This is a genomic window from Halomarina litorea (assembly GCF_024227715.1).
GTDB classification, from domain to species: domain Archaea; phylum Halobacteriota; class Halobacteria; order Halobacteriales; family Haloarculaceae; genus Halomarina; species Halomarina litorea.
This window is the reverse complement of the sequence record NZ_CP100451.1, coordinates 75,811-99,145: the sequence shown is the minus strand read 5'-3', so window position 1 is coordinate 99,145 and position 23,335 is coordinate 75,811. Positions and strand designations below refer to the sequence as shown.

At 56.6% G+C, this 23,335-nt stretch carries 20 protein-coding genes; 4 read left to right on the top strand and 16 right to left on the bottom strand.

The window, feature by feature from the left end:
• Positions 1–100: 100 nt before the first annotated feature.
• The 11 genes from NKG96_RS20010 to NKG96_RS19960 all read right to left on the bottom strand — a co-directional run bounded on the left by NKG96_RS20010 (position 101) and on the right by NKG96_RS19960 (position 14,793).
• On the bottom strand, positions 101–1,195 hold the full coding sequence (locus tag NKG96_RS20010; protein WP_254538697.1) for a hypothetical protein: 1,095 nt from the start codon (positions 1,193–1,195) through the stop codon (positions 101–103).
• A gap of 2 nt (positions 1,196–1,197) precedes the next feature.
• Positions 1,198–3,078, bottom strand: coding sequence for a VirB4 family type IV secretion system protein (locus NKG96_RS20005; protein WP_254538696.1), 1,881 nt, complete (start codon positions 3,076–3,078; stop codon positions 1,198–1,200).
• Positions 3,075–4,235 (bottom strand): TraC-like domain-containing protein, encoded by a 1,161-nt coding sequence (locus NKG96_RS20000; protein WP_254538695.1) that lies wholly within the window; start codon positions 4,233–4,235, stop codon positions 3,075–3,077. The genes NKG96_RS20005 and NKG96_RS20000 overlap by 4 nt, the downstream gene beginning before the upstream one ends.
• Positions 4,236–4,237: 2 nt before the next feature.
• A complete protein-coding gene (locus NKG96_RS19995; protein WP_254538694.1) occupies positions 4,238–5,977 on the bottom strand; it encodes a TrbL/VirB6 family protein in 1,740 nt (579 codons plus the stop codon).
• Positions 5,978–6,153: 176 nt separating this feature from the next.
• Positions 6,154–6,570, bottom strand: a complete 417-nt coding sequence (locus NKG96_RS19990; RefSeq protein WP_254538693.1) for a hypothetical protein — start codon at positions 6,568–6,570, stop codon at positions 6,154–6,156.
• A 181-nt stretch (positions 6,571–6,751) separates the two neighbouring features.
• Positions 6,752–8,245: a right-handed parallel beta-helix repeat-containing protein gene (locus tag NKG96_RS19985; RefSeq protein ID WP_254538692.1), complete on the bottom strand. Its 1,494-nt coding sequence runs from the start codon at positions 8,243–8,245 to the stop codon at positions 6,752–6,754.
• A gap of 428 nt (positions 8,246–8,673) precedes the next feature.
• Positions 8,674–9,486, bottom strand: a complete 813-nt coding sequence (locus NKG96_RS19980) for a DUF7282 domain-containing protein (protein WP_254538691.1) — start codon at positions 9,484–9,486, stop codon at positions 8,674–8,676.
• Between the two features lie 216 nt (positions 9,487–9,702).
• Positions 9,703–10,767: a hypothetical protein gene (locus tag NKG96_RS19975; protein WP_254538690.1), complete on the bottom strand. Its 1,065-nt coding sequence runs from the start codon at positions 10,765–10,767 to the stop codon at positions 9,703–9,705.
• Between the two features lie 612 nt (positions 10,768–11,379).
• The gene (locus tag NKG96_RS19970) at positions 11,380–12,720 is read right to left on the bottom strand and encodes a cytochrome P450 (protein ID WP_254538689.1); all 1,341 of its coding nucleotides are present in this window, start codon (positions 12,718–12,720) and stop codon (positions 11,380–11,382) included.
• 114 nt (positions 12,721–12,834) lie between these two features.
• Positions 12,835–13,467, bottom strand: coding sequence for a hypothetical protein (locus NKG96_RS19965; protein WP_254538688.1), 633 nt, complete (start codon positions 13,465–13,467; stop codon positions 12,835–12,837).
• 105 nt (positions 13,468–13,572) lie between these two features.
• Positions 13,573–14,793, bottom strand: coding sequence for a transcriptional regulator FilR1 domain-containing protein (locus tag NKG96_RS19960; RefSeq protein ID WP_438267446.1), 1,221 nt, complete (start codon positions 14,791–14,793; stop codon positions 13,573–13,575).
• A 605-nt stretch (positions 14,794–15,398) separates the two neighbouring features.
• Between NKG96_RS19960 and NKG96_RS19955 the strand changes: the two genes are divergently transcribed.
• The 4 genes from NKG96_RS19955 (at position 15,399) to nucS (ending at position 17,727) form a co-directional block, all read left to right on the top strand.
• The gene (locus NKG96_RS19955) at positions 15,399–15,866 is read left to right on the top strand and encodes a transcriptional regulator FilR1 domain-containing protein (protein WP_254538686.1); all 468 of its coding nucleotides are present in this window, start codon (positions 15,399–15,401) and stop codon (positions 15,864–15,866) included.
• A 182-nt stretch (positions 15,867–16,048) separates the two neighbouring features.
• Positions 16,049–16,450: a TRAM domain-containing protein gene (locus NKG96_RS19950; protein ID WP_254538685.1), complete on the top strand. Its 402-nt coding sequence runs from the start codon at positions 16,049–16,051 to the stop codon at positions 16,448–16,450.
• A 202-nt stretch (positions 16,451–16,652) separates the two neighbouring features.
• The gene (locus NKG96_RS19945; RefSeq protein ID WP_254538843.1) at positions 16,653–16,889 is read left to right on the top strand and encodes a DUF7556 family protein; all 237 of its coding nucleotides are present in this window, start codon (positions 16,653–16,655) and stop codon (positions 16,887–16,889) included.
• Positions 16,890–16,941: 52 nt separating this feature from the next.
• Positions 16,942–17,727 carry an endonuclease NucS gene (nucS, locus tag NKG96_RS19940; protein WP_254538684.1) on the top strand — a complete coding sequence of 262 codons (786 nt, stop codon included), beginning with the start codon at positions 16,942–16,944 and terminating at the stop codon, positions 17,725–17,727.
• 143 nt (positions 17,728–17,870) lie between these two features.
• Here the strand turns inward: nucS and NKG96_RS19935 are convergent, their stop codons facing one another.
• The 5 genes from NKG96_RS19935 to NKG96_RS19915 form a co-directional block, all read right to left on the bottom strand.
• Entirely contained in the window at positions 17,871–19,064 is a 1,194-nt protein-coding gene (locus NKG96_RS19935) for a hypothetical protein (RefSeq protein ID WP_254538683.1), read from the bottom strand.
• A 189-nt stretch (positions 19,065–19,253) separates the two neighbouring features.
• Positions 19,254–19,664, bottom strand: a complete 411-nt coding sequence (locus NKG96_RS19930; RefSeq protein ID WP_254538833.1) for a plastocyanin/azurin family copper-binding protein — start codon at positions 19,662–19,664, stop codon at positions 19,254–19,256.
• 26 nt (positions 19,665–19,690) lie between these two features.
• Positions 19,691–20,926, bottom strand: a complete 1,236-nt coding sequence (locus tag NKG96_RS19925; RefSeq protein WP_254538832.1) for a ZIP family metal transporter — start codon at positions 20,924–20,926, stop codon at positions 19,691–19,693.
• Positions 20,927–22,192 (bottom strand): multicopper oxidase domain-containing protein, encoded by a 1,266-nt coding sequence (locus NKG96_RS19920; protein WP_254538831.1) that lies wholly within the window; start codon positions 22,190–22,192, stop codon positions 20,927–20,929. It lies immediately after the preceding gene.
• A complete protein-coding gene (locus NKG96_RS19915) occupies positions 22,192–22,896 on the bottom strand; it encodes a metal-dependent transcriptional regulator (protein ID WP_256558127.1) in 705 nt (234 codons plus the stop codon). Before NKG96_RS19915 ends, NKG96_RS19920 begins: the two co-directional genes overlap by 1 nt.
• Between the last annotated feature and the right edge of the window lie 439 nt (positions 22,897–23,335).

Below are 23,335 nucleotides of genomic sequence, written 5' to 3'. Positions count from 1 at the left end.
CGAAGCAATGAGGCGGAACGGCCCTGTGAGCACGGAGGAGTCGCAAAGCGGTTGACTGTGTCCAATAGCTCGTCAGCGATATTTTGGCAATTCAGCCACGTCATTGATCAGAGCTACCTCGTTGCTGGTTGCTAGAGTTCTCCGCTTCTCTCTCTCCGGCGAGCGGTTCCTGCTGTTGAGTCACTTCAGATGAGGATGGAATCAGCTTGGTGTAGACTCGTTGTACAGGATGTTCGATGTAGTCGTACATGTGGACGAACGAGTCTCGAACCACTGGGTCCTTCGTTGACCGATAGACGAGATAGCCTCCACTCACGATGATCGGCATCCCGTAACTGACCGCTGACAGCGTAGACGACCCCCAGAGTGCTTGTGGGGCCACTGTGATGACGACTGAGAGAAACGCACTGATTCGAACCGTTCCCACTACAATGGCGCGATACATTGGAGCGCCTGGGAAATAGTACTGTGTACGGTCACGGCGAACCGATTGGTCAATTGCGATAGCACAGCCCACTCCAGTTCCGACGAGAATAGCTGTCGAGACGAGGCTGGAGACGTCGTCGATGGCGAGAGTAAGGAAATAGGCTATGCTGCCAAACCCACAGATAATCAAGAGATAGTACCATGGTGGTCGTCGGCTGAATACCCATCCTCGAGGATCGCGATAGACCCACACAACAAGATGGCAGAGATACAGCCCGGCTGTGATACCGATCACGAGTCCGCTGGACTGAACGACCGCATTGAGAAAGTACTCCTGAGCTCCTATAGCGGTGACGAGTAAGAGGAGAGTGCTCAGCAGAACCAATCCGATGAGGACATGCTCGGCGTATCTGATGAAGGCAGTCGGCGCATCCCAGAACCATCCGATGAGTCGTCCTTTGACAGGTCCCGCTTCCTGTATTCGACGCTTACGGACATCGTCCCGCCATCCCTGGCGGTGGAGACACTCTACACAGACGTATGCGGTATTCCGGTAGCTGAAATCATTGGATCGAATTTTCCATATTAACCCCTCGCCCAGCTCTACTCGGGTACTACAGGCTTCACAACAGTAGTTGGCACGACGGAGTGTGCGATACTCTACTAAATCAACATCATAGTCTGGTGATGGTACGAAAGCGATGTCATCACCGTCCGGATCTGTCTCACGCCGTCGTGGTTCGGAGATAGGTTCATTCTGGTCGGGCATTGTCACTCCACCCCGAGATTACGCGCAACACTCTCGTCGATGAGTGCCGCTTCAGGTGTGAGTGCGCTCACTTTGACAGGATACGCACCCTTGCCATCGACGACACAGAGCGCTTGTGAATACCCACGTTCCATGCTTCCAGGAAGTGCATTTCGGACGAATTCTCCCTCGCGTTCCGTGAGGTCAAGTGCTTCGCGATGACTTTCGGAGAGCTTGTTCTCTCGCCAGTGCAGTTGCATCGAGCAGTTACCGAGAATTGTCCGCCGCTTCTCGTCCTGCAGGAAGTCCTCGATCTTCTGTGTCGAGAGTTGTAGCGACATGCTGTGATGTCGAGCGTGTCTGGTTACACGATCGAGCCATCCAAGGCTATGTTCATTCTCTAATAGATAGTGAGCTTCGTCTATGCAAAGAATAACGTCTTTCGTCGTGGTTTTCGCCCGCTGGTAAATCGCGTCCAGTAGGAGCTGCATCATCAGCCCGAGTTCTCGCTCTGATTCAGACTGTTGGAGATCAAGATAGACGAGCTTTGAATCAGTTACACTGATGTCGCTCTCTCCACCGAGGTGTGCGTAAGATTGGCCTTCCGCGAATGGGTGGAGGGCCATGCGGAGTTTCGTTGCTGCATCCTCGTACGCGTCGACCCCTCGATCAGTGAGATCGTCGATAAGGTCCTCGGGAGATTCGCTAATCTCACGGAGTATCGAACGGACATCTCGAGGGGTTGGACTCTCATGATGGTGAGTCTCGATACGGTCGTCAATGCCCGCCCGATCGTATGCCTCGGTCACAGCGATATCAAGGACCGTTCGTTTGAACCCCATCTCCATGCCTTGACTCTCGAAATAGTCACTGAAAAACCCCATCACGCTAGATTTCTTCTTACCGAACGGGTTCAGATCCGGCTTCTGGTCGAGGACTGCTTCGGGAGTTGGCTGAATGTCGAGTGGATTGAGTCCTCGTCGCCCACCGATGACAATATGTTCCCCGTCGAGTTTGTCGACAAGACGCCGATAGTCCGAGAGTGGATCGATTATGAACGCGATGGTATCTGGATCCTTCGCCAACCGACGTAGTAGCATGAGCTTCGCTCCAAAGGACTTGCCGTCGCCAGTCTTTCCGGAGACGATACAGTTGTACCCGTTTTCACGGGTGAAGCGGTCAATGATGACGGGCGCATCAGTAGTTGCGTGATAGCCAACGAGGATGCCCGATTCTTCGATAACAGTCGACGTTGAAAATGGGTACAGTGACGCTACTGCTCCACTCACCATCTTCGTAGTCTCCTCGATTGGATCGAGTGCAATCGGGCTTGCCGCGACCATCGCACCCTCCTGCCGATAGGTCACCGGCTTAAGCGTAATCTGGCTCCCAGTCAACTCTGCGTTGATGTGTCGGGTCAGCTTATCGAGTCGCTCTCGTGACTCTGCACGAAGCGTGATGTACACAGCAACATCGTAGACACGTTGCTCACCCTCCGAGAGTTGCTGGCGGACGGAGACGTGTTCACGGAGGCGGCGCTCCGTCTCCTCAAGCGTAGCTGAGTTCCGATTCTGCTTCTCGATCTTTGCGCCCTTCAGATCACGAATCGCATCCTCGAAGCTATTGATCGACGTGTCACGTCCAATCGGATTCGCATGAATTGTGACGTCTACGTTCGAACTCGGGTGCGTGTGAAGTTTATCAAGAATACCCGGTGGGAGGTGTTTGGGCCAGCTAACGACTGCAAGAGTTCGGCACCACTGCTCGCCCGTGTGAATCGCCGTCCGTTCTCGGTCGATACCGGACGGAGCGACCGCTGTCGAGTGCTTCTCTGTGGTCGTGTTGCTGTTGGACCGGCCATCTCGCGATAGAAGATTCTGAACCTGTTCGAAGCTGAGATTCATTGGGATCCACCCCGATGGCCGCCGTCAACAGCGATGTCCCCAATAGTGTCCGTATCAGCTTCAAGGTCAGTATCATCTGGAGGCGTACCGCTATCCTTGGACGGCGCCCCAGTCGACATTACAACGCCAGCGTCAGCCGGGGTATCTTCGAAACGACTCTCGTACTGGCCGCTAGTCTGGTACTCCATCGTTCGCCCCGTCCAGAATGCTTCGACGCTCGCCGCTAGATCATCTCCAGTCAACCGCTCGGCAGAACAGCCGTTGAGGTCAAGCACGCCGTCTTTGATGTCGGCGAGTCGTTGAGTGAGCGTCTTTTGTTGCTCCTCTATGATCTCTTGCTCGGATAGTCGATTAGACTCTGCTCCGAGAATGCGGAAGCACCCTCCGATGACGGGGAGGTCTGCGAGTTTCGCCATCGCTTCTCGATCCTGTAAGAGTACTTCTTCAACAGTAACTGGGACGAGAATTTGGTACCGGCGAACGCTCGTCCCCCGCTGCTCGAACTCATTAGGAAACGCCTCTTGATAGGTCCGGATGATTCGCTTCAATTCAGCATTGTCGCGTACGTCCTCATCGGTCAAGCGGTCGGCATAGTCGTTCGTGATAAGCGATGGATCGACTGGAATCCCCGTCGAAGTCGTCACGGTTGCAAATGAGAGTGTATTGAGTAACTTGTCGAATTGTTGGGTTGCTGCCTCCCACTCGCTTTCAGTAGCGAGTGCCATACTCTGTGGCTCGATTGACAAGCCAGCAACCATCGACCCGTCGTCACGCCGAATGGCATGACCGTCCGGGAAGACGCGCTCAAGGTGCGTTATCTGATCGGTCTGTTCATCGGAATCAGCTGCGAATAAGCTCATTGTATCTGGAAGTCGTCTGAATGCGACGATGTCTTGCAGGTGGTTCTGAGGTTGTTTGTGTGCCGGTGTCACATAGACAAACAGGCCGGTTCCGAGCAGCACTGCCACGGCACCAACCCAGCCGAGAACCGGCGTTACTGCACTGCCGAAAAGAAGCACACAGAAAGCGATGAGTCCCGCTGGGAAGAACAGGCGAAGATCCGAGAGGCTGTATTTTAGTTCGAGTCCGAAGATCTCATCCTCTGTGCCGAACGTCTCGACAACAAGTCGACTCGTTGGGTCCTGGTTCCCGGACATAGTTACTGCCCCCACGTATCGTACACGACATCACGACTCGCCTGATTCTGTGATTTGATGTCATCGTACGCTCCCTGATTTCGAAGACGGTCGCCTACGATGTTCTGTACGTCGTATAACTCCTTGGAGCCTTTATCTCGGAGAAGTAGCCTTTCGTCGCTGAAATTGCTCTCGAGCCGGCTATACGCTCCTTGGTCGACGAGCCACTTACCATTGCGACCCTCTCGATAGATCGACTGGAACTCGTCGTCACTATCGAGATATCCGACCAGGTAATTCTTCTCGCCGTTGAACTGGCCTCGGTCATAGAGGACGGTTGGCTCACCGCTGGTGGTCTTCTGTCGAGTTCCGGTAGTGGATGTCGTTCCTGTCCCAGTCGTCGTACCGATACGAGACGTCTGGTTTGTCGTCGCTCCTATGGAATCTGTCTGCGGTGAAATCGCTGCTGAGGAATTTGAGATATTCGCCGTTGATTCTTGCGTCGCTACGATTCCCGATCCAGCTGTATCCGTTGAAAACGACGATCCCTGAATCGGGTTCGTTTTGTGACTAAGTCCGGATGATACTGACCCGCTGCTAGCCCCTGTTGAGGCGGTCGCAGACGATGCTGCCTCCCCGGCAGCGGCAGCTGTCCCACTTCGATTACGAAGCTTCGAGATAGCAAGTGCCCCCGTTGCCCCGGCGAGCATTCCAGAGAACAGCCGCATTTGGGACGCGCCCGCAAAGACGAAAACTGGTGCCAGCAACGCAAGTATCCACACTGCCAGCAATAGGACGCCCATGACTGCCGTAGTTCCCGTCGCGAGCCCCGGAATGAATGCGAAGGCATCGGGGATATTCGTGGCTAATGCGTTCGCAAGTGGGTAACCAGCTCCGAGAACCATCGCTGTCGGGAGGGTGAAGAAGACAGTTGGGATGTACAGCGAGACAATCGTCTCACCAATCGATGCTACGCGGTCGAAAATCCAGAAATCGGGCGTGGTGAGTGCCATCGCCAGCGGGAGGTACGGTGTGAGAACGAACACTCCAACGTACGCGAGGATGAACTCGATAGCCGCGAATAGAGCGACCACTCCAGAAGCGAAGTACAGAGCCAGACCACCGATTACGGCTGCTGCATTGGTTCCTGTCGCTGTCTGGAGATCAGCGCTGAGCGCTTCACTGCCAGGTGCAATGAACGTCGATAATCCATGGGCGAGATGGAGGAGAGCCATCGAAATTGGCCACGACGCGAGCATGAAACCGAGAATAAACCACCCGCGACGAGCCATCTTGTCTCGAGAGTATGAACTCGTCGCCCCCGTTGGGAATACTCCGCGGAACTGGTTGAACAGCATGAAGAACCCCCACACCGCAACCCCCGCAGCAAGGCCTTTGTTGAGCCAGATATCGTACACCGTCTCCATCGGCTGGTTCGTCGGCTGACCAGCCAGTGATGGCTCGCCACCATCCATTGCACGCGGTCGATTTACGATGAAGTAGACAACACCCTGCATGACGTCACCATACAGTTCACCGACACCGTCGCCGATGCCCTGTAGCGTCCCGATTGCACCGTTGCACGTCATCGTTTGAATGGCACCAAGGTCTTTGCAGATTCCGGATTTAGGTTCTGAGCCCCGCATCGAACCGGCGCCACCGCCGACTCCAACGGCAGGCCCTGCAGCACCGGTCGTGTTGTTGCTGGTCCCCGACTGGCGAGAGCTATTTGATGGAACCTGTGTCGACTCGTTGGCGGTCACATTGCTGGTGTTTCCAGTTGGCGCTGATTGCGCTGCTACACCCGGACCAGCAGTAGCGAGTATAAGCACTACGAAAACGACCGCAAGGAGTAGCTGGAACCGTATTCGTCTCATGTTCTGAATGTAGTGAAGATCATGTTCAGCTTCAACTGCACTATCACCCGACGCGATTCGAGTTAGACGAGCGGGACGAGATCGATCTGCTGTAGCCAGGGGATCGGAACGAAGCTGAGCATCTGCTCAATGATGAGCGCCATTATCGGTGCACCAAGCACACCCATTGCGGCCCGATTCCGCCAGTCTTTGAGCCGGTTCGCAGTCTCGGGATTCTTCGGGAAGCCGGACACAACGTGCGCGCCGACAGCAATGACGGTCCCAAAGAGAATGAGGTACGCCAGCACGGTCGGCGCCGCGCTGTTGATGAACTCCACGACGGCACTATCGGTCTCCGCCGTCTGCGCCGCGGCCGTTGAGGAGAGCGTTAGGGTGGCAAACGTAGCAGTAGCCCCGAGGTGGTGAATCCTCCCGAGGATATCTACTCTACTAATGGTATGGTACAGTCGTCTCTCTTGGGTCCGGCCCCAGTCAACCATCCTACCCTGTCGACTCTCGTCGCGTCCAATTGGTAGCATACGACCGAGTCCTGCCAGAACAGGTTATTACCGCTTGTGGCTTGTACTGATATACTGAATGTCTAGTATGAATGCAAGATGAGCGTATATGAGCGATTTAGTGCCTGAGATAACGGTATCTCGTTGCGATATCTGACAGAAGCTATGAAACGAGTCGCTTCACTGCGAATATTCCTCCTGCACTAATCAACACGATGAAGCCGATGATGAGAAGCCCAAATACAAGTAGCAACGTCGCAGCCATGATTACGACCGTGGAAATACCATCAATGAGATTACTGAGGCCTGGTATTTCGAAGCCAGTAGCACCGATTCCCTGACCTGCTGTGGGAACCCCCTGTTGGAGGGAGAGTAGCTGCTGATAGAGCGCTGGTCGGTCCGGAGTGCTCACGAACGAACAACTAGACCGCTGCGGTCCACTGTCAAGGAATCGGGCTCCACGGACAGCGCCACCATTCGGCATCGAAATGCAAATACCCTGTGCCAGTACCTGCCGTCCAGAGGCGGCGATCGCTGGTCCTGTCCCGTCTCCCGATAGTTGGAGGTTCTCGAGATAGACTCCGTGAGGCTCCGCTGGAATCTGGTAATCGTTCATAAACGAGGAACCGGGCGCATCCACAGCAACTGATGGGCTATCTGTGCTGTTGATGAGCTGGCAGTTCCGAACGATGATGCCGCCACTGGAGCCGTCGATGCCAATACATCCCCGTGTCTGTCCAGCGGGCACTGATCGAAGTTCAACACGGGTATTCTCGATTAGCCCGCCAGTCCGTGACCTCGCACCTTCGTACACTCCGCCAGCCTCCCAAACGATCGGCGACATGTGAGTAGCTGTTGGCGATAAGAGATCGATACCGGTTGCCTGTTGATGGTCACAGATGACGGTGCAATTGCGGACCCACGACTGTCCACCGCCAAGCCGGATGCTGGATGCGTAGTTGTTCTTGAACACGCAGTTCGTGAACCGAATACCACCTCGCGTCCGAGATGCGTACGTAGCACCATCACCACCTGCATGCATTGCGACAGAGTTCCGAACGTACCATATTCCGCGGTGCGATGCGTAGGCAGTAAATATTGGGTCGTTTTCGGCATGACCACTCACCTCCGTGGGGCTCTTCTTTACGAATCCATCCGTGATTGCGACACCGTCTGACTGGGAGACAGTGATATACAGCGAGTTCTCTTGTCGGTTGAATTGTTCGTGGTTCCCTGTGTTTCCCTCTCGTGGAGATAGGCCTGTATGATGGATGTCTTTCGTAAGAATCCCTCCAGTTCCGTCGATTCGGATTCCGACAGCGTGTTCCCCATCTGTACCATTGTGTATCGTGAGGTTCTCAACACGGATATTCGACCCTCCATGGATCTCGATAAGTCGCTTGTTCTGGCCACGAGTGATTAAGCGGACGTCTTGCGGACTGTCCCCAGTACCACGCAGCGTCCAGTTGTCGACGCTTCCTTGGAGCGTGGTAGGGATAGTGTATGTTCCAGGTGGAAGTTCGACTGTCGTGCCACTTGTTAGGTCTATGTCATCGGCCTGAAGTCGATAGATGAGGTCGTCAGGATCAAGATCATGAGACTGATCCACGTTGAGATTACGCGCCGGATGGACAGTAACGTCGAGATCATCCTGCACGTTGATAGTCTGGTGTGATGGTCTATCCTCAAGGCGGTCGAATGTGGTCTCGAGCTCTCGCTGTAGCGCTTTGGTATGTGCATCGAGCCCACTACGCTGATCGTCTGTTAGCTCATCGAGACTCCCAAGATCGCCTTGATCGTCGATATCGACTGTATCTGGACCAGGGCCGGGAAGCACATAGGTTCGGGCGTCCTGAGTAGCTGGAGTCGAACCGCGGTGGGGCTGGTATGTCGGTGGTCTCGATCGAGCTGCTGATATTCTGCTCGTATGTGGTAGTCCGGTGAGTGTAGTCGCTGCCACTGTGGTCACAAGGAACTGACGCCGAGAAACGGAGCGAGTATTCTCTTGACTGAGTGTACGCTGATTCGTTTTCTGTCGTTGCTCGGTAGAAGTCTTGATCGTAGAGTCTGATACAGGCATCGCGGTCACCGTTGACTGATTGCCACGAACACGACCAGTACAGCACCCAGCGCGAGCCCGAGAGCATTCTCTGGCAGTGGAGAAGAATCCGATGACGGGGTCGATGCAGTAGGTATACGCGTTGTCGAAGCGGACTCAGAACTTCTTCGGGTATCCGAATTTGGCGACTGAACACGCGATTGAGTCGTACCAGCTTCGATTCCTGCAGCTTGAATAGACGCTATGTCCGCGACTGGTTCTCCAGCTGAATCCAAGTACGGCTGGTCCGCTGAGGCGTTCTCAAAGTGTTCAAACTCTTCGTCGCCATCATCGCGATGGGCGATTGCAGCGACGCGTCCTGCAGTTCGATTCGTTATAGCGTCAGCAGTCAGTTGAATACTAACGCGTTGATGCGTTCCTGAGGGCAGGTACGAAGAGACACCGATAGGGTTCGGAACATTGTCAAAGACATAGCGTGAGCCTTGAACGACGACGAACCCACCATCAGAAAGCTGAACGCTTTCGATGATGAGCGTGTCATCAGAGATGGTCTGATTTGAAAGTACAATCGTAGCCGTTGACTCCGTCGTATTATTCGTGCTAGGGAGTTCGCTCTGAATTGCAGTCTCCGGCGTGCCGCCTCCAAGTACGACGAGGATAGATAGACTGAGGAGTACCACGACTTGCCAGAGGCGCGGACGAAGAGGAAAAAAACGCAGCAAGTCGGAGATGGTAGATTTTCTTGGGATGTTCGTAGCTGCTCCTTTGGATCCAATTGTACCGCCTACTGCTTCACGCGAATATAGCTGTAGGCTTCCCAAACGCAATTCTGTGTTCATCTCACCGCCACGGAACAAAATCAGAGTAAAAAAGCTCGCCGGCTTATCTTTCCTACATATAAATCATATATATTGTCATAACAGTGGCCTACTGAGTACCTGAGAAATTTGGAAATTCTATTTCTCGCGCTCGCGATTTTGACAAACAATGTGTTGACTCGATAATTAGTACCCGGACTTTATTGCCAAGAAGTTGGTATTACCTTGTTAGTTCATCTAATACCAGTCGATGTAGTAGCGAGTCGACGTGAATCCGCCGTCGTATGTAGTCGCTGGACCGTACGATTCTGTCGAAGCGCCATCGATCCTTCCACCATCGAATGGGACAGCGACGTTTCCAACACTCGTGTCTGCAACGAACCGGAAGTCGTAGGTCATTCGATATAGGTTACCGACTTCGACGGTTTCTTCGATAGTATCTTCCCAATACTGATCTAATACCATAGAATTTCCGGGGGGTGATGTTGATTCATTAACAATGATCGAACGTTCCATCTCATCGTTGTTTGTTCTGTTCGTCAGAATTGCGTACCCAATTACGCTCGCGCTGCCAGTAGTCACTCCCGACTGCAGGCGGGTTTTCAGATAGCCATGAGCCTTCCATTTCATGCTTGCTTGGGAACTACCAGTCACCGAATCAACAATCTTGAAATCACGATGGAGCTTCACTCTTCCTCCCCGAACAACGAATCCAGGAGCATGGCCAGTAGCACCTAAGTCGTAGTTAGATGTTTCAAGATAATGATAGGCTCCTGCATTTGCTCCTTGTTCAATCTCGTTTTCCACTTTTATTGTGGATCCCTGATTCTCCTGATTCCGGCCGATGGTAACTTCATCCCAACTTGACTGGGCCTGTATCGTTGCGGTCTGCTGAACTTCGTTTTTATTTGGAACCGATTCAATATCGCTCGTCATCGCTGCTTCTGCTTTTTGTCGCACCTCAGCATTCTGTCGGTTAGTAACTTCAGCAGGAATTTCGAACTGGTAGAGGGAATTATTGAGCACAATTTTTACTGTGTTATGCTGAACCACGTCTGCGTTCACCACTACTTTGAACCCGTCTTCATAGGTCAGAATACACTCATACGGTGGCTGATAACCACTGAACTTTTGATCAGTAACTGCGCCGTGCTTTTTTTCAAGGTGCTCTAGTTCCTTAAAGAGATCCTCTTGAGACTGTGGCTTTGCTGAGACTGGGACAGTAAAAGCCGTAGCAGCCAATCCTGTAACGCCAATCTGCTGAAGGAAATTCCGTCTCCCATTTGATTTTTTACCAGACATTCTTTCGAGAGTGACTGAATGGGATAGGTATTAATAATTGTTTTGGTGGATTAGTAAGAGTCAGATAGTGGAAAGTAGTAGGAGTCCGTAGCGTAAACTATGACCCCCTCTCAATCATCCATTGACAAGTTGTCCGGAACTGCTCCTTTTGTTGGTGGTTTGTTGATTTGGTCCTCCCTATTATCAATATTCTTTCTCATCAGTGGGATCCAAATTGGAACTATGTATATGAGTATACTGCTTCCTGTCTGGATCTTACTCTGGATACCTCTCTGGAAAGTCATCCTCGATAGACTATAGTTGCTACTTGATTTTTGATTTCTTCTACCTTTTTCTCCTCACACCTCTCAACATCTTCTATAAACTTCTCCAGAGTTAATTATCAAATTTTCAGTAAAGTAGAGACGATTGAAGGAAATATACTCAAATATATTCTATTTTGATGGTTTAGCATTAATTCTTCAACGAAATCGAGTGAAAGCTAGGTTGAACACAATTATAGAGCATATCAACATAATGCTCTTCGACTGAAACGGACGTACTTTATTTATTCTACAGCGAACGGATAGTAGCGAGATACCGCACAAATGGATAGCCTGAGCGCACCGTAGTTTACTCTGCTCGCCGAATTACCGCAGGAACCCCGTCGCCAGGTCGGAGCGTTGGTGTTGCTCGAAGATCATTGAGCGCATCTGTTGGGATGTCAATGTCGAACATCTGCGTGAGACGAGCGAGAGTGAGCGTCGCTCCGGAAACTGCGAACTGCCGACCGACACAAGCGTGCGGCCCCGTACTAAACGGGAGATACGCTTCAGTCGAATTCTTGTTGCGTCGTTCCCACCGGTCCGGGGTAAACGAGAGGGGTGATTCGAAGTAGAGTCGGTCGCGATGAATCGACCAGAGTGGCATAACTACCGCAGAACCTTCTTCAACTCGGTAGTCACCAAGTCGGACGGTCGTATCGGCTCGACGGAACACTGCCCATGCGGGCGGATACAGCCGTAGGCCTTCGTCGTAGACGTGACCAGTGTATTCTAGGTCGGCGACGTGCTCGTACCGAGGTGTTTCCTCGCCAAGAACCGCTTCAGCTTCGTCCCGGACGCGATTCCGCATTGAGTCGTGCCACGACAGCAGACTGAGCGTATACGTGAGGCTCAATGCTGTCGTCTCATGCCCGGCGATCAGAAACGTTGCCACTTCGTCGCGAATCTGATTTGTCGGGTAATCAACGCTCGGGTCATCCTCTGCCTGCAGTAGTAGACCGAGCATATCGGTTGGTCGGCCGTCAGGGTCTTCACCCAAGGTTGCTCGGCGGCGTTCGATGATGTCATCAGCCATCCCGTGAATACCCGCCGCCGCCTCTTCGAACTCTGTAGACGTCCGCTGTGGGAGCCACTCAGGAGCGACGCTCGTCGGCGAGAACTCGAACTCGGTTCCCGTGATTTGCATCCACTCGTAGAACTGCTCGGCCCGGTCACGACCGAGGTCCTCGCCAATCAAAATCTCAGAAGCGACTCGGATCGTGAGCGACGTCAGCTCACGATGGAGGTTTTGCTCCTCACCGTCAGCGTTGGCCCATTCCTGGACTAGATCGCCTAATTGCTCACCGACAGTATTCGCATATGCACGTGCCTGCTTGCCAGTAAACGCTGGCCCCATGATTGAACGCTGTTGCCGCCAGAGTGACCCTTCGCTTTGTACTAGTCCCTGCTCGGCAATGAGCGCAGCCGACCCTTGCGCTGGAATCCGACTGAACTCCGATGGTCGCGACAGTGCGTCGTGGACGAGCGTCGGGTTCGTGATGACCACCAACGGAGCACGTCCAGGAATCGGAACGGCAGCGATATCGTCGAACCGTCGTTGGATACCATCCAGAAAGCGGAACGTGTCGGTCCCGAACCGCATCGCGTTCACAAGGCCTGCGTCAGGCGGTTGCGGGATCTGTTGACGCATAACTGCCGTAGGGCTGCCGTGTCTATTTATCTTCGGTTGAACGAAGAAAATAGCGTGACGGGTCGAGATTCTTCGTGGAACGGTCAACCAAGACAGCCGGGTGAGGGGATTGCGCTACGCGGTCTCGCCGCTCTCAAATGCGTTCATCAACTCTCGCTTCGACCGGGTGATCGTTTTCCAGCTGTGCTTCCGCCAGACGAGAGTGTCATCAACGAATTGGTAGGCGCGCGGCGTCTCGTCGTGGCCGCGGTGGACGTACCACATCAAATTGTATTCAGCATCCCACTCTTGTTGGTCCCATTCAGCAGCCCCGAGATACTTACGAGCATCCTCAATCACCGAAGGGAATTGCTCCGGGTCGGTTTCGACATGTGGCGCATCGATGTCGATCGTCCCTAATGCCTCGAGAGCTGCCCGAAGCTGTTCACTGGCATCGTCGGGGAGAATGATGTGCTCACGGGGAATATCTGCGATTGTTGGTGTCGCGCTGCCATCCCGACCGAACACGAGTTGTGGTTCAGCGACGTCGAGTGTTTCGAACGGGGTTGTGTGTGTCCGAGAACGGTTCGGTGGCACCTTGGGAAGTGCCCACCTCCCCGCGGTCGTCCCATCCTCTGTGGCCCACTGGACTCGCGGCTCGCCGATGACGTTGTCAGCATGAACGCCAAGTTTGAGTGTCGTGCCGTCAATATCGACTGTGAACGGATCGCTCATATCGATGAGTGATTGAGTGGGACGTTGACTCATGAGTAGTCGTCGTGTTCCATCGGTTTGGTCTCATCACGCTTAGTCATGTTCCAACATTTCAACCATTCTACTTATGAGAAAGATCCGGCGAATTAAATGACCAACTCAATCGTCTGAGACTACCGATTGGTCAGCTGAGTCGCTCTGAGAATATTCTCGGACGGTTTGCAGCATGTCAGCGCCATACTCTCGAATTCGAGTGAAAAGATGTCGGAGCGGAGGTTCCGAGTCGACTCGGTAAGTATCGTACAAATCAAGCGCCCACTCGATGAGTTCCTCATTTGCCGAATAGATGCTGCCAGCCCGCTCTTTGTTCGCTCGGGCGGGACCCCGCGCTCCGATTGCAACGCGATCCCGGTCGAACACCGTGAGCCCGGCCGGGAGTTCTCCTGGGTACATCTGAGACTGAATGTGCTCGGCACCCATACACTTCTGGGCGAACTGTGCTTCCGCTCCACTCGTCGGAATCTCACTCATCATCGATGCAGGCATGATCAGCTCCATTTGCTTGCCTGCGTCAATGGCTGGTTCGAAGGCTCGTGCGTACCGCATATCGAAAAACGAATTGAACCCGCGAAGTCGCTCGAACGCGAGGTGCTCAACCTCTGGTAACTTGAAGAACGCGTTCACCGCGTCGAACGGACTATCCGGTGTCGACACGACCTGCGTGGCATCTTGAAGCGTATGAACCGGTAGCTCGGCGACCGCCGGATCGAGATCACGTAGGGTCGGTGTCTTGTCGATGATTTGTTCACAGGCAGTTAGCAGCGTCTCGTATGACTCGACCACTCGTTCTCCTTGTGTGGTAAGTTGGTAGCTCGTTCCCTCGCGTGTAAGCCAGCCGTGGGATTCGAACTTCGCTCGAGCTCGTGAGATCGTCGACGGAGAGGGACTCTCTTCATCGGATAAGTTGTCTGTACAGTCGATTTCTGTAGGAGACATCGTCTCAACGGAGTCAAATTCTTGGAGGAGTGGACCGCGATAGGCTGCGCCAGCAAGGTATGCGAGCGAATCAGCCGTGACATCCTCGGTCGCTGTGTCGTACTGATGCTGCAGAATTGCGCTGACCCCTGTGGGGATGTACACACTCTGTTCCTGCTCGACCCAGCGTCGCTCACGAAACGTCTTAAGCCACGGCTGAGCAGTCTGTCGGGACACATCACCCCGATTCGCGATGTCCGTCGCAGTCCCTCGCTCCTCGTTGAGTGCTTCGAGAACGGCAACGCAGACCTGGTTACGAGAGAGTTCACGGACAACGGTCCGTGGAGAGACGAGATCTGCCGACGCTCGTGGGTCTGACGAAGCTGTTGGGAGCGTTCGACTCATATACAATCAATTGCTTTTGCCATCGCATAAAAGACTCATGGCCCGAATCCGGGTGAGAGGGCCGCTGCATCGATAAAATGTCGGGCGTCTCATAATGACCGTTAATTGGCATAGACGGGGGGTTTTCTGTCTATTGGCGAACAACTCTTGCAGAGGTGTTGACAGCGTCAAGAGGGGTGCGACTACATTGAGTTCCTTCTGTTTTGGACTTGGCAAACGATGAAATCAATACTCGCATTCGATTGGGTTTCACCCTACTGTGGAGATACAGAGCGGGCAGCTAACGGGAGTAGTACAGCTACGTTCGGACAGCCACTGAATATCTCATCGGATGATCGGGGTGTCGGACGATGACCGATCAGATGGCAGCGAACCGCGAGTGTTCGTATTGTGGCGAGTCAGTCGCGACGGTGAACTTTGCAGCCCATCTCACAATCGAGTGCGACGCCGTCGCTGACCAACGAGAGCACGACCGTGCCCAGCGGCCGGACCCGACACCCGGACTCCGATAACAATCCGATCTCACGGTAGCCATCAGGCGGGTGATCATCACGACGCCACAACTGTAGCATCTCGCCCCAGCACGGGCTGACATCCCTGTCGACGTGCTCGCCGACGCAGATGTCGTCGACTCCCCGGGCATCGTCCTCGGGCACGCACTCGACCGCTGTGACATCGGACTCTCGCGCTTTCGAGCACTCACCTCGATCTACAATCCGACGCTCTTTCGCGCCTACAATACGCTGTTGAAGCTCGGACTCCCCGGCGAGGCAATCGTCGATCGCTCGGTGTACACCCACCTGTACGACGCCGGATTGGAACACTTCCTCGACGATTCGGACTACGAGGACTTCCAGATTGGGCATCTCGACGAACCACTCACCCTCGGCATCGGGCTCTACGACGACCGAAAAGTGGCCATCGGTGCGTACAACGAGGTCGGCGAGGGCGATCACATCGCAATGTGCATCAGTTCGAACGACGCCCTCGTTGAGTGGGGCACCAACCTGTATAATCACTATCGCGAGGCTGCCTTCCCAGCACCACATTCATCGGCGCCTGCTGAAGAGTGACTCGACATATCGTGGCCAATTCAGCCTTCGCTCGCTTGACGGACCCATAACCAGTCCGTACGATCAAGATCGACAAGCGCATCGAAAATCGTGGGTGGCTGTGGCAGTCTGAGACTGGAGTGTGGAGCAGGTCGGTTCGATGAATCACCAGAAGCTAAGCCCCGTCCATGGCACTGTCGTCCATGGTCGAGATTCCCGATGGATTGCGGACGGTGTTTCATGCGACAATCGAACGCGAGGATGACCAGTACGTTCTTGAAGTACCTGCCTCGGAGATCGACCGCGATTCACTCACTGCGGGGACGACCTACCGTGTGGCGGTTCTCCCAGCACAGTCTGATTCGACTCCCGAATCGTCGATCGATGACACACACGCACGTGGACCGCCAGTCACGGAAGGAGAACTGCGTGAGGTGACTATCGAAACAACGGGCGATCAGGGCGACGGCATCGCCTATGTCGAACGTGGCTACGTTGTTATCGTCCCCGAGGCCAAGCCTGGCGATACTGTGACCATCGAAATCGAGACCGTCCAACCCAATGTGGCGTTCGCAACCGTCCGTGGTGGTCTCTCCTCTGGGTAGGGCACTGGAGCGATAGCGGCCACAGCTCCATGTCCAGTAGAACCACTAGCGCCAGCTGAACGGTTAGCATATAGTCGCTCTGCATCGTGTGCCAGTGTCCATCATAGTGTGGAGTACCACTACTGAGCATAGTGATTCACCATGGGCAATCATTCTCCGGTGAGTTAATGTATCTGTGTATAGCACGGTTACTAGCCCCTCCATGACCCGCTCTGTCCCCCAGTCGACGGCCGATCGAGAGGTGATGGCTGCTCTTGACGACGCCGACCAGACGACACAGTTGCTCATCGCTGACGTCACTCGTGACGACGCGTGGCTCTCGATCACCGCCTCGGACGCACCGGTCATCAGTAACATGTATCACGATATCAGCGCACGAGCGCAGACCAACGCACCTCCAGCCTGGAGAAGAGTCGTTGGACACGCTGCTGGAGACTGAGCACACGGGCCACCCCCGAAGTGATTTCGTCCTGCCGCCCGTTCGCTCCGGTGTGTCCACGCCCATCACGACTGAGACTGCCCCGACGCTGGAGGTGGCCTATGCAGTTCTCACTGATGGACTCGACGCCGACGCGATGCTGACGGTCGTCGGCCGCTGTACGGTCGACTACTCCGGACGAACCGAGAGTACGCTCGGCGCAGGCGACCGACTGGTCGTGCTCAAACCGGACGGGACATTGCTCGTCCACCAGTCGACGAACCGTGACCCGGTCAACTGGCAACCACCGGGCTGTCGACACACGGTCGACCTTGAGGAGAGCGATGCGGCCGACGATGCGATACTCCTTGTCCAGAGCGAACGCTCGACACCCAGTGAGACGGTTCGCATCGAGTTCGAGACGATCTACCAAGTGTCGGCGCTCTCGCTCACCGACGAGCAAGACCTCGACCTCGTTGGAAGTGAGGAGGACCTTCGTCAGCGAATTCTCGCCGACCCTGACTTGATCGAATCAGGGTTTCAGCCACGGGCGACCGAGCGCGAGACGAGTGCTGGTGCCGTCGACCTCTACGGGATCGATAGCGACGGCGTCCCTGTCATCGTCGAACTGAAACGGCGACGCGTCGGCCCGGATGCCGTTGGCCAACTTGCTCGGTATGTCGAGGCGGCCGAGAGCGAACGGACCGACAAGACTGTACGAGGAATCCTCGTCGCGCCATCAGTAACCGATCGGGCCCAGCGGATGCTCGTCGAACGTGATCTAGAATTCGTTTCGTTGACCCCCGGCGATGGCGGGCCGAATTCCACAACACTCGACACGTTTGTCGACCGAAAGTAACGTCGAAGAACGGTTGTGCTTCCCTGCTTCTCCAGCGTCTAGAGCGATCTGATATCCCGTGACGTCTTTGCTAGACTGGATTCATCCATATACGACGCTATTCCGTAGTATCCGCTGTAGAGGTGAACGGCAGTCTCAGTTCTTCAATCCATGGAGGCAACTGCTGTCGACCGGTCCGGGCGTTGTGCTGCCTCGATGGAATAGACGAGGCTCCCGGTGAACAGGACGAAACTGCCGACGATGAACAGCGCACTGAGTGGGGAGGCTGTATCGACGAACACCCAGTACAGTGGCGCCGCGATCGCCGGACCGGCTGCCAGTACTGCGAGCTTCGCGACCAGTGGCCCACAGCACCCACACGTACACGTGCCCACGATTGCCGCACTTCCAGCGGTTCCCTGTGTCATGCCCGCCCGTTCATCGACGCGCCAGTGGCGAGCGATGACCGCGGCGTTCAGTTCGATAAGCGAACTCAGGACGCCGATCACGATGATCAGACCGGGTGATATGGCCAGGAAGAACGGGATGTGTGGCAGCACGATCTCGAGCGTTGGCCACATGACTAACTGGTAGACAACAGGCAGGACGACGATGGTCGTCTCGTGTATCCCCTCCTCGGGGAACAGCGAGAGATACCCCGTGACGGTAGTGAAGAACAACGCGAGCATGAACCCGACGCCAGCGCCGAAGCGGCGGGCGATCGGATCACGGAGAACGGCACGGAGGACGGTACCCGCATCCGTCCAGACGATGTAGCCGACGAGGATCGGTGTTCCGAGGACGATTGCATAGCCGAGCGGGTGGTAGTAGCCAGCTGGAGCCGGAACGAGATAGGGATACGACACCCAGAGTCCCATCAGCAGACCGAGGAAGGTGTATCGTGGGCGGGTCGGCCAGCGGAGCCAGCCGATGGCGAAACTCGCCATTGCGATGAACAGGCCGACAGCTAGCCCGAGCGGTTCGTACCACGACCGGGGGAACGGCACCGAACTCGCTGTGTAGGACGGGTCCGGGGACAGCCCTTCGAAGAGAACAGCACCGAGTGCAGTCACGACGATTCCAACGAAGACCCCATAGAGAGCGACAGTCGGCGACAGGTACTCGAGGCGCTTACAGACGACGGCACCACCTATCAACCCGATACCGACGAGCACGAGCAGAAGACCGTGTCCGTCTGTGAGCCCCGCAGTCGCGGTTGCCTCATGGGCGGAGGCGAGAGGTACACGTGTCAGCAGCACTCCGACGACGAGGAGTAGTGACAGCGACTGCCTGCCGACATATGAGTGGAAACGGTTCCAGATGCGCCTCCAGATGGACGTCTCCCACTCAAAGGCCATTAGCGCCAGTTGCACAGCGAGCTACTTCTACCTGACTACCTCCCTTCCCCTGAACGACCCGACGCTCGCAGTCGGAGGCACCACTGTGCAGTACACGATACGTGCGGTACTACAGGACAGCGCACTCACCTGCTAATCAACCCGGCGCAGAGGTGGTTGTTGTGGGAACCTCCTCGCTCCGGGCCGGGACTACCTGACGACGACGCTCCCGGTCATCCCCGACCCCTCGTGGGGGATGCAGAAGTACTCGAACGTCCCGGGGTCCTCGAACGCGTGCTCGTACGCCTCCCCGGCGGCGAGGAGTCCACCGTTCACGTCGGCGCGTGCGGCCCGTTCGGATTCGAACCCGCCGCTGGCGAAGTACGCCGTGTCCGCGGGGATGCCGTCCTCGTAGGCTGTCACGGTGTGCCCGACGTCGCTGTCGTTCACCCAGCGGACCGTCGCCCCCGGGCTAATCGTGACCCGCTCCGGTTCGTAGCTGAACCCGTCGGCCATCGACACCCTCGGTGACCCGTTCGACCCGCCGATGGACGAACAGCCCGCCGTCGCGGTCGCCACGAGCGCTGCGCCGCCGAGTCGGAGTACCTGCCTCCTGTTCATGTCGAAGTACGAGTCGCCCACAGACGTTAGAGTGTGACGAAGAGGTCGGTGACGTACATCACGACGAGACCCGACAGGAGGGCGACGAGGTTCAGCGCCGACCCCACCCGGCCGTTGCGGCTGATCATCCCACGCAGTTCCCAGACGACCTGCAGGATGGCACCCACGCCGACGGCGAGGAAGAACGCTCCCAGCGTCGGCGAGAACGCGAGGCTCCCGAGCCACCCGCCGAGGATGACCGGCGCACCCGCGATGACCCCGAGCGCGACGAAGTGGCCGAGGTGCGGCCGTTCGCCCCGGGTGAGGGGCGCGACGACGGCCGGCCCCTCGGTCACGTTGTGGAGCATGAACCCGATGACGAGGAACGCGCCGAGGGAGACGCGTCCCAGCGCGAACGAACTCCCGATGGCCAGCCCCTCCGCGAGGTTGTGCAGGCCGATGCCGAGCGCGACGAGGTAGGCGACCCACAGCCCGCTCTGTGCACGACTGTCACCGGCGGCCGCCCGGCCCGTCCGCCACGCGCTGACCGCCTGCACCGCGAGGAGCGCCCCGAGGACGCCGAGAGCGACGAGGATGGGTCCCTCGAACGCCCCGGGTACCTGCTCGGCGAGTTCGAACGCCTCGAAGCCCGCGTCGATGGCGAGGAAGGCGAGGACCCCCGCCGAGAACGCGAGGATGGCGTGGAGCCACCGGTCGCTCATCGAGCGCAGGAACGGGAACCACAGCATCCCCAGCGCGACGGGGATGACGCCGACGAACAGGCCGATGACAGCCATCGTCACCAGCAGGTCAGTCGTCAATCCTGGTGACTGGCTGGGGGCGATAATGGTGTGGTGGACGGTTGCGCCATCCGAGAGTAGCAGGGCTACCTCGAGGTCCCAGCCTGGGTTCCAGTGGTACGGGACGACGATCTCAGCGCTCTCACGAGGGGCGAGGGTGTTATCACCGCCTGCACCCTGCACATCGAAGTCCCAGTAGGCTTCTGCGACCAGCACCTGTGAGATGGTCACTTCGTCCGGACCGTTGTTCGTGACGTGTAGGACGACGGTCTCTTCGCTCGGTAGGGTCGTATGCGTCACCGACACGTCGGGGAGTGGCGCACCACCGTTGTCGAGCGACGCGAACGGCGCCGTCGCGAAGAACGCACCCGCGATGAGGGCAAGCAGGATAATTGGAAGTAGAGCTGCGACCCACTTGGGAAGACCCAGCGGGCGTTCGGTTCGATTCACAGTCGTTCCGCCATCGGTGTTTGGTTTGCTCATTTAGACCACCTCGAAGAAGCTCATCCAGCCCAGTTCGGCGAACTCCGACTGGTGGGCGTGGAACATGTACAGCCCCGGGTCGTGCGTCGAATAATCCAGTTCGATGATACCGCGCTGTGCCTGACACTGCATGACCGTGTCGACCGTCTGGAGTGTCGGTGTGAGTGTCGTCCCGTGGTCGTAGTAGTCGAAGAACTGCGAGTGGGTGTGGAACGAGTTGACGAGGTCGAACTCCGTCGCGTTAGCCAGGTAGACCCGCTGGCGCTGCTGGCCGTCGATCTGGATGGGCCGTTTGGTCTCGCCGGCGTCCCAGTTGCCCTCACCGTCGGTCCGGCCGACACCGTAGGCGAACGCCCGGGTGTTGGCGGCGTACACCTCGTTCCCGCCGTCGAAGTTGGTGTCGAAGGAGTTCATCACGATGACCATCTCGTTGACGGCGTCGTTCTCGGGATACTCGTGGTTCCGCGTCTTCGCCTCGGCGACGAGGTCGGCTCGCAGTTCGTCCGTAATCTGCGAGGCGTGGTAGTTGCAGTACTCCTCCGGTCGCTCGGCGACCCGCTCGGGGTCCGGGTCGATGACAATGGTCCCGTAGAGGCCGCGGTGGATGTGCTCTTTCAGCGGCAGCGAGTGACAGTGATAGAAGTGCGTGCCCGCCGGTTGGGCGATCCACTCGTAGGTGAATGACTCGCCCGTATCGAGAACCCCCGGCCCGTTCTGTGGAATCCCGTCCATCTCCGGGTTGAGGTTCCGCAAGTGGGGGTGGATGGTGTGAGCGTGGCGACCGAGGTTCTCGAACGTCACGCGGATGAGGTCGCCCTCGACCGCTCGGATGGTCGGACCGGGGACCTGCCCGTTGTACGCCCACGCGGGGAACTCGATACCGGGGGCGATGGCGACGGTCGTGTCGACTGCCGTGAATTCGAACTCACGGACGGTGCGTCCGTCCTCCTCGTAGATGGCCTGCGGGACGTTCTCCTGTTCCCCACGTCCCGTGTTGAACTGATAGAGGAACTCGTGAGGGTCGAAGGTGGTGTTGTCGTACTCGCCGACCGCACCGAAGTTTCCGTGTGACCCGCCGCCGCCACCACCGTGTTCACCCTCGCTGTCCGCTCGCCCGAGACCGGCCAGCGCGGCGCTTCCCGCCAGCCCGATGCTCCCGAGGACGGCTCGGCGCGTCGTCGTGACGTCCGACTCGAGGGAGTCGACTAAGCGTTGCTCCAACCGCTCGGAGAACTCCGCTGCCCGTGAGTAGTCCAGTGACGGCATCAGCGTGCCTCCGTGTGCTGCCGGTGGTCGTGAGTCGGCTCGTCGGCCACGTGTACGACGGAGACGGCCGAAGCGACGTCCGCGGAGACAGACACTTGTTCGCCGGTCTCGCTCACTTCGACCGTCAACTCCCCGGTGGAGCTGGGTTCGAGCACATCGAGCGTCGTTCCGGGAACGACGCCACTCTTCGAAAGGGACGCGAGGGTCTCGAGCGACTGGTCTTCGATAGCGGAAACGACAACAGTCGCTCCCTGTTCGCACTGTGCCAACGACTGGAGAGCTCGTTCTCGACGAGCCATCGACTCGACGAGGGCGACCGGTGCGTCGTGCGGACCCACCGATTGGGATTCGAGCCGCGCGGCGATGCGATCGACGAACTGTTCGCTCACGTGAGGTTCCAGGGCGTCCGCCTCGTCGTGCACCTCGCTCCGGTCGTACCCGAACTCCTCGGTGAGAAACCGTTCGAGGAGTCGACGGCGGCGGAGTGCCGCGAGTACGCGCCGTTCCCCACTCGCAGTGAGCCGAGCACCCCGGTAGCGTTCGTAGTCGACGAGTTCCTCCTCGTCCAAGCACTGGAGCGTTCGCGTCACTGTTGGCGATGTCACCCCCCGTTCAGCCGCGATGGCTGACGGTGAGACTCGTCGGTCTGAGCGTTGTAACCGATAGATGGCCATCAGGTAGCCATCGGTTTTCGATTCATCCATGATTGGTCTTTAGACGCATCTAAAATAAGGCTTTGCTAGTCCTACTCACGGATGTCTCTACTTCGACACTTCTGCGCGTAGTTGCTATCGTCCACTCAGAACAAGCTCATTCCTACGGAGCTGAACCCGGAGGCAGCGCTGAGTCGCACATCGTTCACCAACGAATGAGCCGAAGGGGACGTTCTGGGGACGGAATCGCCCACCCAGCAACGTAGCCGAGGGTACCAAAGGCAGGAATCGCGAGTAGTCCCACAGCGAACACGATGTAGGGATCGTACCCAGCGATATACCAGTGAATCGGGAGCCGTGTCACGAGAAGGTTCGTCGGATACCGATACGCTCCATACGGCATCCACTCGACGTACATCGTCGCCCAGTAGGCACCTGCGAACCCAATACCTCCGATCACGCCACTGACAGCCCCGTACCGGGCTCGTCG